This window comes from Vibrio sp. CyArs1 (genome assembly GCF_022432925.1).
Taxonomy (GTDB): Bacteria; Pseudomonadota; Gammaproteobacteria; order Enterobacterales; family Vibrionaceae; genus Vibrio; species Vibrio mediterranei.
The window spans coordinates 556,894-573,694 of record NZ_JAKRBO010000001.1; the positions used below are offsets into that span (position 1 = coordinate 556,894).

A 16,801-nucleotide genomic window follows, 5' to 3' on the forward strand; every position below is an offset into this window, starting at 1 on the left:
AAGTTAAATTCTTACCCTTATTTTCTTTGAAGTAAATTAGCGCTTTTTACCACGATTGGCATGAATCTTAAGCTTGGCTTTCATCTTACGTTTATCCGCCCCTCGACCTTTACGGCGAGGTGCACGATCAGGTTCGACTTCAGAGGCCGGACTTGGTTCAAAGCCTGCCAACCACTCTTGTGGTAATCGCGTATCTAGCAAACGCTCTATTGCTTCTAGAAGATACTGCTCATCGTGACTCATTAACGATACTGCAAAACCTGCATGCCCCGCTCGACCTGTTCGTCCAATACGATGGATATAGTCTTCCGCTTTATACGGCAGCTCAAAGTTCACAACTTGCTCCAGCTGCTGAATATCTAGTCCACGAGCCGCAACATCCGTTGCAATCAATGCTCGTACTTTTCCGGATTTAAAATCATCCAACGCTTTTTGACGCGCTCCTTGGCTCTTATCACCATTGATCGAAACCGCATTAATGCCATCAAGCTTAAGCTCTTTTGCGAGTGCATCACTACCCTGTTTTGTTTTGGTAAACACCAATACCTGTTGCCAATTGCGAGAACCAATTAAGTACGCCAGCAGTTCGTGTTTACGTTTTTTGTCGACGGGATAAACCATCTGTTTCACGGTATCTGCCGTAGAGTTCGCTGGGGTGACTTGAACTTCGATAGGCTCATTCATAATACGATGCGCTAGCGTTTTGATACGCTGTTCAAATGTTGCTGAGAACATCATATTTTGGCGCTCTTTTGGTAAGCGCTTGAGAATACGATTCAAGTCTGGCATGAATCCCATATCTAACATACGGTCAGCTTCGTCCAAAATTAGATATTCGCATTCAGATAAAGTGATATTGCGGTTATGTTGGTGATCCAAAAGGCGTCCTGGTGTTGCTACCAAGATGTCGGTACCACCAACTAGGTTTTTAGTTTGTACGCCCATACTTGTGCCACCGTAAGCAACAACTACTTTAAGTCCAGTGTCTTTTGCTAACGGTACTAAGCTATCAAACACCTGTTGTGCAAGTTCTCTTGTTGGTGTTAGTACTAAAGAACGAATAACTTTTGAGTTAGACTCTCGATCCTTAGGTTCTTGAGCAAGTTTGTGAATCAAAGGAAGCCCAAACGCCGCAGTTTTTCCCGTGCCTGTTTGTGCTCCGGCTAAGATATCTTTGCCATCAAGAACATGTGGAATAGCACGTGCTTGAATAGGTGTTGGCGACTCATAGTTCAACGCAGCTAGGTTTTGATGAATTGTGCTACTAAAAGCAAAAGAATCAAACGAAATCACGCCTTCGGAAGCATCAAGTAAAGTCTTGTCTGTCATAAATTCGCCAACAGGTATTATTTAGGGGTCGCGAGTGTATCAGATAACACGACATTGGTTAACGCCATTATTGACTTAGTTCATCAATCATGACTTGAACGGTGTATAACTGCTACTACCGAGCAGATATACCAATGCTTTGCTTTCAACTTGCTACTTAGACTAAATGTTTCTTGGGGCGAACATGATGATTACCATACCAAGTAATGCGACTGATACGCCAACAATATCCCACATAGTTGGACGAATGCCGTCTACAAGCCAAAGCCACAAGATTGCAACGAAAATATAAACGCCACCGTACGCGGCGTACACCCTGCCAGCCGCTGTAGGGTGCAAAGAAAGAAGCCAAGCGAACAACCCAAGACAAATCGCGGCAGGGACAAGCAACCAAATTGACTTCCCTTCTTTTAACCACAAGTAAGGCAGGTAGCAGCCTAATATCTCCGCCACGGCCGTGACGAAGAACAGCCCCATTGTTTTTAGTTCAGGCATGTAAAGTATCCAATAACTGGATGGAGGCAGCGTTTTCCACAACTGTCACACCCTGACTTACAAGATGCTCAATGACTTCCTGCACATTGCCAGGAAATACGGCACGCGTCGAAGCCAAATTCAGAATAACGTCAAAGCCTGCATCGACGAGCTGTTCAACAGACTTTTTCACACAGAAGTCTAGAGCCAAGCCACCAACAATCACATTCTTAACCCGTTTAAATTGTAAAAACTCAATCCCTCCCGTTGATAATGTATCAGCTTGGTCGTGATAAAATGCACCATAAGGATGAGCATCTGGGTCGATGCCTTTATTGATTTGAAAATCATAGTCACGAATCGCTGGCAGTCCAGGCAGCAACTCCACGCCTTCCGTTCCCACCACACAGTGAGGATTCCATTTGATGTCGACCTCAGGCAATCCAACTGGTTCCAGCATACGCTCCGGCGTTTCCGCCTCCCAAGCGGCACCAGGAGGGTGCATATCTCGAGAAACCAGTTTTAACGCAGCTTTACTATGATTGTTTACCAACTCTGCAACAATCTCTAACGCGCCTTGCACTGGCAATTCATCAGGACACAGCTCGCTAAATCCTTTTTGAGGGTCCACATCAATGGACGCAGTTTGGGATTTAAAGAGTTGTATAGTGGTCAAAGACATGATGACTTCCTTCACGATTCGTCTAGGGTTTAATCGGTAATACTCTCTATCATACTTAAGTAAATAGATAACACACGTCCTTTACGAATAGCGTCTTCACCCAACAGGGTATTTGACAATTTTCTCAGCCTTATCTAGAGTGCCACTTCTTTATCAATCCTAGTAACACAGTAGGAATGCCGGATGTCAGGCTCACTTTTCAACGATCGTATTATTCAAAGCGCACTCGACCTAGACGTATACAAAATCAATATGATGTTTGCAGCGTTCACGCATTATCCGCAGACTCGCGTGCGTTACGAACTTATTGTTCGATCGAATGAAGATTTATCAGACCTCCAACCCCTTATTGAAAAAGAGATAAACGCTCTTTCAGGCTGTCGATTTACGACCGAAGATATTGCTTATTTAACAACCCAAGCCCCTTATCTCAATGACAACTTCCTCACTTATCTGTCTGACTTCGCATTTGCTCCTAAGCACCAAGTGAAGGTATCTAAGACTGATGAGCAGCTTAGTGTTTCCATTACCGGCATTTGGCACGAAACCATTCTTTACGAAACCTTGGTGATGAGCATTATCTCAGAGCTGCGCAGTCGCCAACGTTGGAACGCAATACCTTACTCTCAGTTCACGACTACGCTTGAACAAAAAGTCGATGCAATAAAATCCGAACTGAAGAAACGTTCCATTGAAAATTTTCAGTTTTCTGAAATGGGTAGCCGTCGTCGATTTAGCGCGCTGGTTCAACGCGAGGTGGTGAGCTACTTCAAGCAACATGCTCCTGCACTAATGAGTGGCACAAGCAACTATCAATTAGCAAAAGAGCTAGACCTTACGCCAATTGGTACCGTGGCACATGAATGGTTTATGGCGCATCAAGCACTAGTGGAACCAGAGAAGTCGCAACAAGTTGCTCTAGACCTTTGGCAGTCTACGTTTAATGGAAAACTTGGTATTGCGCTTACTGATACGATTGGTATTGATGCCTTTCTAAAGGACTTCAATGTAGAGCGAGCCAATGACTACGCTGGCGTGCGTCATGATTCAGGCAATCCTTTTGAATGGGGTGACAAGATGATCGCGCATTACCAATCCCTTGGTATCGATCCAATGTCAAAAATCTTAATTTTCACCGACGGACTAAACTTTGCTGACGCTCTCGACATATGTGAGTACTTCGCGGGTCGTGCGAATATCAGCTTTGGTATAGGTACATTCCTAGCCAATGACATGGGCAATTGGCAACAAGACTCTGCGCAATACCAACCCCTGTCTATTGTCGTCAAAATGGCTGAATGCAACGGTCGTCCTGTTGCAAAAATCAGTGACGAGCCAGAAAAAGCTATGTGTGAAGATGAAGAATTTTTGGCTGAATTAAAGAAAAGCTTCGGTGTACAAAGCAAATATGCGGCGTAAGCTCACGCATTCAACGCCTCCGCTATTTCCATCCTTGAAGCCACTTTTCGCTGTCTTTTAACTCAGTCCAATCAATCGGATATTCGTTACGAGACAGCACGGCTTCAAGCTTGCACGACATGACTGTCCCATCCTCTTCAAACTCGACTTCTGACACCAGAAAGTGCTTTTCTCTATTAAGCGGTTTAATCGCCGTCCATTTGCTGTTTCGTAATTTCGCTGGATTAATACGATTCATTTCAAACCCATAACCATCTGTTTATCATTAGAATTTCTTCTACGGGTCAGGTATAGATTAAGTTCAAACAAGACAAACGTAGTTCGCCAAATCGTCAGAAAATCTTCCCGATCTTAATCGCTTGCTCAAGAACCTCTGGATAGAGTTCAGCGAAAAAGTCTGAAAACTCTTGATAATTCTGCTCTAGTTGCACTCCACAATCAGCAAGAGGTGTCATGCGCATACTTCTAAGTGACATTCGCTCTAGGGCGTACTGTATGTTTTCTAGTTCACTGTATGACTCTAACCAACGTCCTTGCCACATATGAGAAGTCATATTGATAAAACGCTCTGGTAATACTTCTTCAGTAGACGTAATCTTTGCTTCTGCACTATCAACAAATTCTTGCAGGGTTTGATGGTGGTAATCATGCCATCGCTTAGCTAGACAATGGTCCCAAAACATATCCATGGCGATAGGCGCAAATCGTTTTAGGTCTGGATCGAAACGCTGTTTACACAGTTTGATGATGGCATGGTTGTCGGTATAAGAGTCGACAAAACGGTGCAGCCTGATCCCTTGGCTAACATCAGAATTATAGAGCTTTGAGGGGTCCCCCTTAACAAAGTCTCCAAGTAAGTTGCCTAGTAGACTGCTCTGACAGTGATCCGCAATGTGCAGGTGTGCTAAGAAATTCATAACTCTCCATTACTAGTCGTTTGCTACATTGTGGTGACTGTTATCCAAACGGTCAAATCCCACACTCACTCATAGCATCGTATGCGCCAAGTGTAAATCTGACGAAACACTCAATAAAAATCTGATATCAGCCATCAACTCGACACCACCCTGCCGTCACAATTAAACTCGCGCCTCTTACATTTGTGAAGTTCCACGAAGGATCGTTTGCACTGTAGATATCAATTTTATTTTCAAAGGAAGTGTCTTTATGGACAAAGATCATAGCCTTAGAGAGAACCTACTCGCTCTCACTCTTGGCAGCGCACTGGTATCACTTGGCGTTATTTTTTTCAACCAAGTGGGGCTACTGACCGGTGGCACTGCGGGACTCGCACTGTTTATCACTAAAGTGACCGCTCTCAGTTTTGGCCAAGTGTTCTTTATGCTTAACCTACCGTTCTACATTCTTTCGGTAACCCGAATGGGATGGCAGTTCACCATCAATACCTTTATTGCCGTGAGTATCGTTTCATTCGCGGTAGACCATCTTCACCACGTCATTCAGATCGCACACATTGAACCAATCTATGCTGCGTTGATTGGTGGCGGACTAATTGGAATGGGCATGTTGGTCATTTTCCGTCATAAAATGAGTTTAGGTGGGTTTAATATTCTCGCTCTGTTCTTGCAAGAGCGCTTCGGTATACGAGCAGGCAAAGTTCAAATGGCACTAGACTGCACTATTGTGGTTCTGTCACTGTTTGTCGTCGATTTCTACCTCATCGCTCTATCCGTTGTCGGAGCCATTGCAACTAACCTAATTTTAGCGATGAATCACAAGCCAGGGCGTTATCAGCCCTTACCAAGCCAGTCATAAAATTCCGATCCCCAACGTAGCTTAACTAAGTGAAGCCACAATAAAATCGAAATGAGCGTGTGCACTCCCTTTAGCATCTTTAGTGTCTAATTGAAGCAACTCACGCTCATTACCACCCCACCACTCATTACCTGTTTGCCCTTGCAAATATAATTGTGTGGTTAACAGTTCTCTAGTTCCAAGCCATAGCTTGACATGGATATGAGGCGGCCTTCCTGTATAAGGTACTGGGTAGAGGGTAGTGAAATTAAACCTACCTTCTTCGTTGGACTCAGTTGCCCCAGAACCAGCAAAGTTTCGATCGAATTGTTCAACGCCAGGCTGTCTAGGATGATCATAAACACCAGCACCATCGCATTGCCAAATTTCCACACGAACTTGCTTCATAGGTTTGCCCTCTGGTGTTTTCACATGACCACTTAGTTCGAGAGTTCTACCAATGAGCGATGATTGGTTGAGAATGAGATTTGAGCGAGTTGGAATAGTGTTAAGCGGATAAAACGGGCCTTCTGCCTGCGTTGGCGTAATTGGCAGGCTTGTGTTAGCCAATACAGGCCACGCAAACCACACCGAGCATATGGTCAGAAAATCTCTCCTTTGCATCGTACAGTCCTCCACGCTTCTTAAAAACAATTGTGGCTCAGATGGTTCGGATTGCCAGTTTTTGATCAATTGCATTTATTGTCCTCACACATTTTGCAAATGTTTTCGAAATAACAGTCATCAGAAAACAGTTGATATACACTTAAATCAAGAAAAAAGGAGTTTATTCAATGATAAAGATGTTGGTATGCGATTTTGATGGAACAATCAGTGGTGGGCCTACCGATGAGTTATCAGAGTTTACTTCCTACGTTGAAGCTCAAACAGGTATGCAGTTCGTAGTCGCTACGGGGAGAACCTTTCATTCAATTAACGATGGATTAGCTCAGCATACGTTACCTAGACCTAACACTATTGTCAGTGACGTCGGCACTCAGATTCATCATAAACGTACGCTAACCCCTGACTATGACTGGCACACAAAAATGGATTGTCTATGGGATGAAGGACGAGTTTCTGCCGCGTTACATGATTGTGGCTTTTTGGGGAAACAGACACCTGAACATCAGGGCAGCTATAAGCTGACTTATGAAGGGAGATTAGACGGTAAGCAATTACAGTACCTACAAGCTCTGTTTCAAGAAAATGAGCTGTATGTCGACCTCACCTACTCGCACGATTGGTTTTTAGACATCACACCAAAAGGTATAAATAAAGCAACAGCCATCCACCACTTAATGAATAAGCATAAGCTCTGTCCTTCAGAGGTTGTCGTTGCAGGCGACTCCGGCAACGATACCGCTATGCTGACCATAGCAGGGATTAACGCAATATTAGTGGCGAATCACTATCAAGAGGTCGCGCACCTTTCTTCTTTATCTCATGTCTATACGGCGAAAAATACCCATGCGCTTGGTGTACTCGAAGGGTTAAAACACTGGCAAAACAATCGATGAATGTGTAGATCCAAACAACAAAAAAGCCAGTAGTTTTAACTACTGGCCATGTTTAGCTATCTTAAAGATGATTATGCGTTTGCAAAATCTAGGGAACGTACTTTTTGTTTAAGTTCTGGAATCAGTGTAGAACTCGCGCTGAATTTTCTCAGCCCTAGATTCATCAATAGCTCTGTCGCTTTAACATCCCCTGCCATTTCACCACACATACTAACCGAAATACCGGCTTTGTTTGCAGATTGAATGGTCAGTTCGATAGCTTTAATAACCGCTGGTTCGAAGTAATTTACTAGCTCAGCAACTTCAGTGTTTCCTCGATCAGCCGCCATAACATATTGTGTTAGGTCATTGGTGCCAATCGAGAAGAAGTCGACCTCTGCCGCTAAGGCATCCGCGTTGAATACCGCAGCTGGTACTTCAATCATTATGCCAACAGGCAGAGTGGATTCAGGCAACCCCAACTTATCACACTGTTTAGCGATCAATGCTTTCACTGCTTTTACTTCAGCAACCGTTGCAATCATTGGAATCATCAATTGAATGTTAGGTTGTTCTGCGTAAGCTCTTAAAACTGCACGTAACTGCGTTTCAAAAAGCGCTTCATGCTTCAAACACAGACGCACGCCACGTTGACCCAAGAAAGGGTTTTCCTCTTCTGGCATCGGATATGCGGCAAGCGGCTTGTCACCACCAACATCAAGACTGCGGATCGTGATTGGCTTGTCGCCAAACGCAGCTGCAATCTCTTTGTAGACCGTATATTGTTCATCTTCTGTTGGTAGTTCTACGCTTTCTTGGAACAAAAATTCGGTACGGAACAGGCCAACCCCTTCAGCGCCATTGGCTAACGCCGCTTCTACATCTTCAGGACCACCGATGTTAGCCAAAGCGTGAATCGAGGTACCATCTTGGGTTACTGCTTGTGATTGAGCGTTTTGTAACGCGACCTCTTGAGCCGCAAGCCATTCATGACGCTTGCTATTTAGCTCTTCCTGTACCGCTTGAGTTGGGGCAAACCACAATAATCCACTGAAGCCATCTACTGTGATGTTATCACCTGCTTTAACCTGTTCAAGGCAACCTTGAACTTTTACTATTGCAGGAATTCCCATAGCTCTTGCCAAGATAGCACTGTGAGAGGTTTTACCGCCTTCACTTAGACAAATAGCTACCACTTTTGATTTATCAAGACCCGCCACATCCGAAGGCATTAAGTCACGAGCGAGTAAAACGCTTGGCTGCTCGATGGTTATCGCCTTCGGTTTCTCACCCGTCAATGACAGCATCACTTGACGACAAATATCATAAACGTCTGCTTCACGCTCACGCATGTATTGGCTTTCCGCAGCTTGATATTGTGCCGCTAGCGCCATCATCACGTCCATCCACGCTTGCTCAGCGATTAACTCCGCTGCAACTTTTGCTTCTGCTTGAGTCGCAATTTCAGGGTCAGCCAACATCATCGCATGCGCAGCAAAGATTTCACCATGAGGCAATTTTGCTTGAGCTTCTAAATGTTGCTTAACCTCTGCGATAGCGTGTTTAAGCTTCGCAAATTCTTGCTCTGCATTGGTAAATGTGCGTATCGGAACATTGGGCATTTCTTGGGTAAAGATGACTGCTGGAGCCGTCACAATACCGCCATTGACACTAATACCGGCCAAGGCGCCTTCAATATCGTTAGTAAGCTCGGGAGCTTGCTCCAATACCTCTTCTACTACTTCACCTTTAGCGACTTGTTCCGCTTCACCAAAGTGCTCATTGGCAAGGCTAACAAAAGCATCTAATGCGTTTTGGGCATCATCACCACTGACATAGAACGTAATCTGTTCATCACAACGAACCCCTAATTTAGCAATGCTATTTAGACTCTTCGCACTGACTTTTTGTCCTGCTTTTTCTAGATACACATCGCTAGAAAACGGCGCTAGACAACCTACGATCGCCGCAGCTGGTCGTGCGTGAATACCATGGGGGTTTTTAACCATCCATTGAAAGCTTAACGCATTCGCATCGTCGGCAGACTCGCCCACAACGTCAGGAGTCTGCACAGTAAGCTCCTCACCTAGATGTTCTTTTTTCACATCTAAAGCACTGGAGGCTTCAGCGATTACCGCCTCAATAGATAAGCCAGCCGCCGCCGCTACGGACGCTGCCATTGTGCCTTCTACTATTGGCGCAGACACCAGCGCGACTTTGTCACGGGTCTCATCATCTAACAGTTCTAATGCCATTTCAGTACTAAGTAGCGCACTACCTAAGTCCATTAAAACTACAGCACCATCTTGGTCACATACTTCTTCAATCGCCCCCATAACGGCAATTGCATCTGTGCCGATTGGGTTCTCAGGATCATCAACTCCCGCTGCGATCGCAATATTAGCTTTGCCTTGCGTCATTTGAGTGGCCAGTTCGGCCACTCCTTCTGCTAATAGGCGGCTATGCGATACTACTACAATGCCTACCATGCTTACTTTCCTGCTATCGCCTGTCTTAGTGCTTTGATCATTAGAAGTGATGACGTCGCACCAGGATCTTGGTGACCGATACTGCGCTCACCTAAATAGCTTGCACGGCCTTTCTTCGCTTGCATTTCAATCGTTGAAGTTGCACTTTTCTCTGCAACTTCCACCATTTCATCAAGTAAATGATCAGGACTAGTACCGCCTTCTAGAGACGTTTTCATCTCGTTTAGTACAGGTAACCAAACATCACACATGGTCTTGTCGCCCTGCTCTGCTTTACCGCGAGAGATAACACCATCAACACCACTCTTAAGATCGTCAATTAACTCTTGGAAAGTCAAAGATTCACGGCTTCCTACGGACGCAGCTGTACGAATAAATAACGTGCCGTACAATGGACCACTCGCCCCGCCAACGCTAGACAGCAATGTCATACCAGTATTCTTCAAAATGGTTGAGATATTTTGTTTCTCAACTTTTGGCAAGGTTTCTTTTACTTTCTTGAACCCACGATTCATGTTTAGACCATGGTCTGCATCACCGATGTCACGGTCAAGATCAGTTAGAAAGTCTTGGTTTTCTTCGTACGATACTGCGCAAAGCTCAAGCCAATTAATGATGTGTTGTTTTTCAATTTGCATATGTTATTCCTCGGCTTACCACTTCATCGCTGCTGTATCTACTGGAGCATCAAATAGCTCTAGCATCTCTGTGTCTGCTTTTAATAGCGTGATAGACACACCTTCCATATTCAGAGACGTACAGTAGTTACCCACTAGGTTACGAGCAAGACGGAACCCTTCTTTCTCACAGTTATGTGCCAAACGGTTGTATACACCGTAAAGTTCAGACTCTGGTGTTGCACCAAGGCCGTTCACAATAGCGATATAGTCATGATCTGTTTCAAAGTTCTCAATCGTTGACTCTACTTCGTCCCATTCACCTTCAACACGATTCCAAATACGCAGCGTGCGGCTATAAGCGATGTTTTCTTTTAGCTCAAGGAACATCTTGTCAACCAACTCGTCAGCGTTGGTGTATTTAATGCGCTCGATACCCGGTTCACCGTGGATACCAACACCAAATTCAACTTCGTCATCTGCAAGTTGGAAAGATGGTTTGCCCGCTGCTGGTACTACACATGCATCTAAAGCAACACCGAACGAGCGGCAGTTATTATTAATACGGCGAGCGAGTTCTTCACACTGCTCTAATGAGTAACCTTTGTCTGCTGCTGCACCCACGATTTTCTCGACAAGTACTGTACCAGCAACGCCACGGCGGCCTGCGGTATATAGACTATCTTTTACCGCTACGTCATCATCAATCAACACCGAGCCAACCTTGATACCGTCAGAATGAAGAAGCTCCACCGCTGTCTCAAAGTTCAAGACATCACCAGTATAGTTTTTGATGAAGAATAAAACGCCTTCGCCCGTATTCACTTGGTTACCGCACTCGTACATTTGGTCGGGTGTTGGTGAGGTAAATACTTCACCTGGGCAAGCCCCCGTCAACATACCCTTACCAATGAAGCCCGCATGCAATGGTTCGTGACCCGCACCGCCACCGGAGACTAGCGCCACTTGTCCTGGTGTTTCTTCATGCCACATATAACGTGGCTCGTAGTTAGCTTTTAATTGCGGGCGAGAGGCAGCAAGACCTTCCATTTGCTCTTTTACAACGTCTTCAACACTATTTATTAGCTTTTTCATACCTTGTTTCTCTTTTGTAATTTTTAATGTTCGTTTAATTGGATTTGTGTAGGTTTAGGTCCATAATATGAACAAATCCTCCCCCGACAACGAAAAGAATTTGCGTTTCATAATGAAACGTTTCAGTTTATTTATCGTTTCATTTTGGAACGCCAACGTCGCTATTTTGTCCTTTTAGTGATCTACTCCAAGATATGAGCATACTCTCCATTCTTCGCAAATCTGGCTTTGCTAGCCATGTCATAAAAACAACAAGCGCAGTGGAGAATGACTTAGTAAACGCAGCCTTGATATCTATGATGAATCCAACGTTGAAACAAAGATAACCATTAACAGAAGGTCTGAAAAAATGGACAAAATTATTATTAGCCCAAGTAAGTATGTTCAAGGTGAAAACGTATTAGGCTCTATCGCTAGCTATGTAAAAGCACTTGGTGCTAACCCACTTGCTATTGCTGATGAATTTGTAACTGGCCTTGTAGGCGACACAGTTAAAGAAAGCTTCTCTAAAGAAGATATGCCGTTGGCAATGGACGTATTTAACGGTGAATGTTCACGTGTCGAAATCGACCGCCTTACTGACATCTGCGCAACTCAAAAGAACGATGTCATCATCGGTATCGGAGGCGGTAAAACGCTAGATACGGCGAAATCAGTAGCGTTTTACACTAAGATCCCAGTTGTTGTAGTACCAACTATCGCTTCAACTGATGCGCCAACAAGTGCACTAGCGGTTATCTATACACCAGAAGGCGAGTTCGCTGAGTATCTGCTATTCCCTAAAAACCCAGATATGGTCGTTATGGACACCAAAGTTATCGCTGGCGCACCAGTTCGTCTTCTTGTAGCTGGTATGGGTGATGCTCTATCTACTTACTTCGAAGCACGCGCCAACATGACATCTGGCAAAGCAACAATGGCTGGTGGCGCACCAACACGCTCTGCCCAAGCACTGGCAAAACTTTGCTACGAAACGCTGCTTGAAGATGGCCTAAAAGCAAAAGTTGCCGTTGAAAATGGCGTCAGCACTACGGCTGTTGAAAACATCATCGAAGCAAACACATACCTAAGCGGTATCGGCTTTGAAAGCTCAGGTTTGGCGGCTGCGCACGCTATTCACAATGGCTTAACGAAACTTGAAGAATGTCACCACCTGTATCACGGCGAAAAAGTAGCATTTGGTACGTTGGTTCAACTTGTTCTAGAAAACGCACCAATGGAAGAGATTAACACTGTAATCAACTTCTGCCGCGAAGTAGGTCTACCAACTAACCTGTTTGAAATGGGCGTAAAAGAAATCAACAAAGACAAGCTATTTGAAGTAGCAGAAGGCGCAACGGCTGAAGGTGAGACCATTCACAACATGCCATTCCCTGTTACTGCAGACAGTGTGTTCGCGGCGATCCTTACTGCACACCAACTTGGTCAAAAGTAATCTCGCTGTCGTTATGAGAATCAAGAGCCAGCTTTAAACTGGCTCTTTTTTTTGGTCGATGTTCCCTACTGCCAATTTACTATCTATACTCAAAAAGGTTCTTAAAAAGAGAGAGTTAGGACAGTGACAGCCAAAAGGCAACGTATCTTAGAAGTGGCTCTTGAGCTAGCAACAACGACAGGCATCGATTCCTTATCCACCATTGAGGTAGCGAAACAGGCAGAGGTTGCAAAAGCAACGCTATTCCATCATTTCAAATCTAAACAGGCTCTCACAAATGCAATTTATGAATCGATCAAGACAGATTACGACTTTTTTACTGGCCATGAGACCCTAGATATCAATGCTCGATTAGAGCTTTTATGGCGAGAAAGCCTATCTTGGGCAATTGTAAATCCAGAGAAAGTAGCATTTTTGAGCATGTATTACACATCTCGCTCTGTTCCTAGAGAAACTCGTCAGCGAGCTAAACAGCAATCACTTGATGGACTGCACCGTCTTATTCAGGAAGCCCAACACCGTAATGGTTTACAAAATGAGAGTACAGAAGTGCTAGTTGAGTCTGTCTATTCAATGTTTATGTCTACAGCGCAGAACCTAGTTTACGAAGAGCATCAACGACAAGCATTGTTTGTTGATGGAAGTACTTTAGTGTTCAAACGTTTACTAAACTGCCCTGTTACCTAACACTACTCTCTTCCTTCCTCACCTCTGTGCATGTGTTAGTTGTTAACTAACATACATTTATCTGAGTTTAACTTTAAGTGAACCAAACTTAATCCACATCTTAGTGCTGTTGATTGTTCTCGACCGACCGGATGGTTAGTATTACCTCATCAACTGAGGCGAGACAGCAAATTAGGAAGTTTCTTCTCTTTATGTCTAAGAACAACTTACTGAATTTACACATGAGGATTACCATGAAAGCTTCTAAACTCGCGACTATTCTTCCTGCTGCTCTTGCGCTATCCGCTAGCGTCCATGCAAGTGACACACTGTCGTTTGATGTGACGGTAGAATCTGACCACCAACAAATTAGCGATGCTCAAGTATCATTGTGGTTTACACAAGCTGGTCAATCACCAGTGCTTATGGCTGAAGGTAAAAGTGGACACGATGGCCAGGTATCATTTTCTGAGAATACACGACAAGACGACGGGGTCTATTACCTAACGGCAAAAGGCGGCACTATCCAAGGCAAGTCCGTCGAAAAATACCGAAGCTTGGCGATTTTAAATAGCCAGCAGCAAGGTGACATTGTACTGAATGAACTCTCTACTATCGGTTCACTTTGGCCAAATGCCCAACAATACGTTCAAAACTATGGTTTAAGTGGATCTAAAAACGGGTTACTTATCAGCTCAGAGCAAGTTCGAAACTTAGTTGATGTGCAAACAGGCCAGTTTGGCTCCACCGTACTCAACGGAGTTAACTCAGCAGACTCCGAGACCGTCGCTCGAATGAATACGCTTGCAGCATTAACTGCGCTCTGTGGTGCAGAGCAAGCACGCGGCTTATGTGACCAATACTTAGCGATCACAAATAGTGATGATACTTTAGAAGCACTATCCAAGATTGCCCAGCAGCCCTATTTACACACTAAGGCTTTGTTTGATCAGTTTGCTAATGCCTACGTCTATCCAAAGGGGGAGCAGCGTCGAGATACCGACTTTTTACCATACTTGAGCTATAGGCCAGATGATTTTGCACTTATGGTTCGTTTCACTGGTGGCGGTATTTATTCTCCGGGTCGCCTGATGTTTGATAACGAAGGTCAGCTTTGGAGCGGACAAAACTGGATGCCAGGTTCTCAATCGGGCTTAAGTACAGCGATTGGCGGTGGCGTAGTAAAAATGGCGCCGAGTGGCAAGCCACTGTCCCCTCCTCTAGTTGGGTATAACAGTCAAGGACTCGATGGCAGCGGCTGGGGTACTACTGTGTCAAAAGACAAGGTTTGGATTAGTACATTCAATGCAAAAGTTGGTGTATTCGATCTGACAGGTAAAGCACTCGGCCCTGCAACTATTAATGGTCAGCACGGCCAATTACAGGGTCTAGCAACTGCTCCAAATGGCGATGTATGGGTTTGTGATAACCAGTACAATCATATGATACGTTTCCCTAAAGGCGATTACACTAAAGGCGAGATCGTTGATGTACCGGGACTTAAACGACCATTTGCGGTCGCTGTAGACAACAATAACGTGGTTTGGGTAACAAATAACGGCTCAATGACAGTCACACGTTTTGAGGCAGATAACCCTGCTAATGCGAAACAAATTAAAACTGGTATTGCTCCACGTGGTCTCGCTATTGATTCAAAAGGCAACGTATGGGTAGGCGCTAACTTGTCTCCAGGTTACCCGTTACCTAACATTCCAAAAGGAACAAGCATTATTGATGAATTCCGTATCTCAATTGAGAACATATTTGCGCACCAAGCTGATATACCAAAAACAGGCAACGTAACTATGATATCTCCAGATGGTGAAGTGGTAAAATCTAACTTACTTGATAAAGAAATCTATGCAGCATGGGGGGTTAGTATTGACGGTGCTGACAATGTCTTTGTGGGTAACTTCTTAGGTACAGGTTTTGTTCAAGTGTGCGGTGAAGATACTTCTAACTGCCCTGCGGATACCAAAACGGGTGACCTTATTCACTCATACAAAAGTGGTGTTATGCAAGAAGCAACCGACACAATGGTGGACGACGCAGGTAACGTATGGGTAGCCAATAACTGGAACGTTATTACTGCGTTAACTGATAAAAATCCTGAGCGCAGAACATCAACCATGGGAGGAGGAAACGGTATTGTCGTGGTTTACGGTATAGCTCAACCAGTGAAAAATCCGTTAATCGGTCAAGTACGAACAAACAAATAGAGTAATTAAAATACCTTTAAAAGTTGACACTTAGAAAGGCCTACTATGTAGGCCTTTCGTCGTTTCTTTGCCCAAACAAACCCACAGAATTGAAACTTCATAAGCGTAATTCACATCTAGAAACAGATACTAACCTTATGAATCAGTTGAATTTATTTTGCGGAAGCAAACATGATTTAGATTAATTTTTACACATCAATATGCACTTAGTATCTCTTGTGAAAAATAACTCTAATATCAATAAGGAAGCAGTAATGAAATCAACAGCAGTACTAAGTTTATCGGCGATACTTTTAGCTCCAATTTCAGCAATGGCAGATCACACGGTAATCGACGGTATGGACTTCGGTCCTCTAGCTCAACTTGTCGGAACATGGAAATCAGTAGAAAGCGGCGGTGTCGATATCTCTCCAGCTCGGGCAGGTACCGAACAAGGTAAAGGTGCACCTGCCATTACGCCGTTCTACGAGACCATGACGTTTGAAGTCGCAGCAGATGCGGTTAATGCCAGTGAGCAAACGCTTGTTGCGCTTTACTACAAGCAAGAAGTTTTCCGCAAAGCAGACGATACTAAGTTCCACGACCAACGCGGTTACTTTATCTATGATCAAGAGAACCAAATCGTTTACAACTCGTTCTGCGTACCGAGAACCACTTGTGTCACTGCAGAAGGTGCTGCTGGTAATGACATGACATTAGTGATGTCAGAAAGAGGTGTCGCTGAATCTAACTTTATGAAAGAAAAAGCAAGCACAACCAGTTTCACAATGAATATCAAAGTTGACGGTGACACGCTGACTTATTCTCAATCGACAATACTGAGCATCTATGATGGTGAATTTGCTCACACAGATTCGTCCGTACTTGAACGCGTAACGAACTAATACAACACGCAAAAATAACTCCTCTCAGCTGAAGCCCCGCGCTTCAGCTGTTTCTCTTTATTTTCCTACCACACTCGCCTTACTAAATCCGCAGTAACCGCTAGACTTTCCAGCCAATAGTTAATCCACCGTAATTGATCGACCAATTCAACAGCAAATAGAGCCAAATTGCGCGTTCGTGACTATTAAGCGTGCTCTGCGTATGGCAGAATGATTAAACAACAACGATAGCTCGATC

At 44.3% G+C, this 16,801-nt stretch carries 16 protein-coding genes; 7 read left to right on the plus strand and 9 right to left on the minus strand.

Annotation, left to right across the window (positions count from 1 at the left end; translation table 11 throughout):
• Positions 1-36: 36 nt before the first annotated feature.
• The 3 genes from MMA19_RS02595 to MMA19_RS02605 form a co-directional block, all read right to left on the minus strand.
• Positions 37-1,329, minus strand: a complete 1,293-nt coding sequence (locus tag MMA19_RS02595; RefSeq protein WP_240205430.1) for a DEAD/DEAH box helicase — start codon at positions 1,327-1,329, stop codon at positions 37-39.
• A gap of 162 nt (positions 1,330-1,491) precedes the next feature.
• The gene (locus MMA19_RS02600; protein WP_240205431.1) at positions 1,492-1,824 is read right to left on the minus strand and encodes a YnfA family protein; all 333 of its coding nucleotides are present in this window, start codon (positions 1,822-1,824) and stop codon (positions 1,492-1,494) included.
• Positions 1,817-2,485, minus strand: a complete 669-nt coding sequence (locus MMA19_RS02605; protein WP_240205432.1) for an isochorismatase family protein — start codon at positions 2,483-2,485, stop codon at positions 1,817-1,819. Before MMA19_RS02605 ends, MMA19_RS02600 begins: the two co-directional genes overlap by 8 nt.
• 183 nt (positions 2,486-2,668) lie before the next feature.
• Between MMA19_RS02605 and pncB the strand changes: the two genes are divergently transcribed.
• Entirely contained in the window at positions 2,669-3,904 is a 1,236-nt protein-coding gene (gene pncB / locus MMA19_RS02610) for a nicotinate phosphoribosyltransferase (RefSeq protein ID WP_240205433.1), read from the plus strand.
• Between the two features lie 22 nt (positions 3,905-3,926).
• Here pncB and MMA19_RS02615 read toward each other — a convergent pair whose 3' ends face one another.
• Positions 3,927-4,142: a TIGR02450 family Trp-rich protein gene (locus tag MMA19_RS02615; protein ID WP_006069640.1), complete on the minus strand. Its 216-nt coding sequence runs from the start codon at positions 4,140-4,142 to the stop codon at positions 3,927-3,929.
• 94 nt (positions 4,143-4,236) lie between these two features.
• Entirely contained in the window at positions 4,237-4,821 is a 585-nt protein-coding gene (locus MMA19_RS02620; RefSeq protein ID WP_198558980.1) for an ACP phosphodiesterase, read from the minus strand.
• Between the two features lie 250 nt (positions 4,822-5,071).
• On the opposite strand from MMA19_RS02620, the gene MMA19_RS02625 reads away from it, so the two are divergent.
• A complete protein-coding gene (locus tag MMA19_RS02625; RefSeq protein WP_006069638.1) occupies positions 5,072-5,680 on the plus strand; it encodes a YitT family protein in 609 nt (202 codons plus the stop codon).
• Positions 5,681-5,701: 21 nt separating this feature from the next.
• Here MMA19_RS02625 and MMA19_RS02630 read toward each other — a convergent pair whose 3' ends face one another.
• Positions 5,702-6,283: a protocatechuate 3,4-dioxygenase gene (locus tag MMA19_RS02630; RefSeq protein ID WP_240205831.1), complete on the minus strand. Its 582-nt coding sequence runs from the start codon at positions 6,281-6,283 to the stop codon at positions 5,702-5,704.
• A 170-nt stretch (positions 6,284-6,453) separates the two neighbouring features.
• On the opposite strand from MMA19_RS02630, the gene MMA19_RS02635 reads away from it, so the two are divergent.
• Positions 6,454-7,179, plus strand: coding sequence for an HAD-IIB family hydrolase (locus tag MMA19_RS02635; protein WP_062461329.1), 726 nt, complete (start codon positions 6,454-6,456; stop codon positions 7,177-7,179).
• Positions 7,180-7,250: 71 nt separating this feature from the next.
• Here the strand turns inward: MMA19_RS02635 and ptsP are convergent, their stop codons facing one another.
• From ptsP to dhaK, 3 genes are read right to left on the minus strand one after another with little or no spacing between them, the layout of a single operon-like run.
• The gene (gene ptsP, locus MMA19_RS02640; RefSeq protein WP_240205434.1) at positions 7,251-9,647 is read right to left on the minus strand and encodes a phosphoenolpyruvate--protein phosphotransferase; all 2,397 of its coding nucleotides are present in this window, start codon (positions 9,645-9,647) and stop codon (positions 7,251-7,253) included.
• Positions 9,648-9,649: 2 nt separating this feature from the next.
• The gene (dhaL, locus tag MMA19_RS02645; protein WP_006069634.1) at positions 9,650-10,285 is read right to left on the minus strand and encodes a dihydroxyacetone kinase subunit DhaL; all 636 of its coding nucleotides are present in this window, start codon (positions 10,283-10,285) and stop codon (positions 9,650-9,652) included.
• 15 nt (positions 10,286-10,300) lie between these two features.
• Positions 10,301-11,359: a dihydroxyacetone kinase subunit DhaK gene (gene dhaK / locus MMA19_RS02650; protein WP_006069633.1), complete on the minus strand. Its 1,059-nt coding sequence runs from the start codon at positions 11,357-11,359 to the stop codon at positions 10,301-10,303.
• Between the two features lie 349 nt (positions 11,360-11,708).
• On the opposite strand from dhaK, the gene MMA19_RS02655 reads away from it, so the two are divergent.
• The 4 genes from MMA19_RS02655 (at position 11,709) to MMA19_RS02670 (ending at position 16,563) form a co-directional block, all read left to right on the plus strand.
• A complete protein-coding gene (locus MMA19_RS02655; RefSeq protein ID WP_063606919.1) occupies positions 11,709-12,794 on the plus strand; it encodes a glycerol dehydrogenase in 1,086 nt (361 codons plus the stop codon).
• Positions 12,795-12,917: 123 nt separating this feature from the next.
• Positions 12,918-13,481 (plus strand): TetR/AcrR family transcriptional regulator, encoded by a 564-nt coding sequence (locus MMA19_RS02660; protein ID WP_240205435.1) that lies wholly within the window; start codon positions 12,918-12,920, stop codon positions 13,479-13,481.
• A gap of 233 nt (positions 13,482-13,714) precedes the next feature.
• Complete coding sequence (locus tag MMA19_RS02665) at positions 13,715-15,679, plus strand: hypothetical protein (RefSeq protein WP_240205436.1); 1,965 nt, start codon at positions 13,715-13,717, stop codon at positions 15,677-15,679.
• Between the two features lie 254 nt (positions 15,680-15,933).
• Positions 15,934-16,563, plus strand: a complete 630-nt coding sequence (locus MMA19_RS02670; protein WP_240205437.1) for a heme-binding beta-barrel domain-containing protein — start codon at positions 15,934-15,936, stop codon at positions 16,561-16,563.
• Positions 16,564-16,801: the final 238 nt, after the last annotated feature.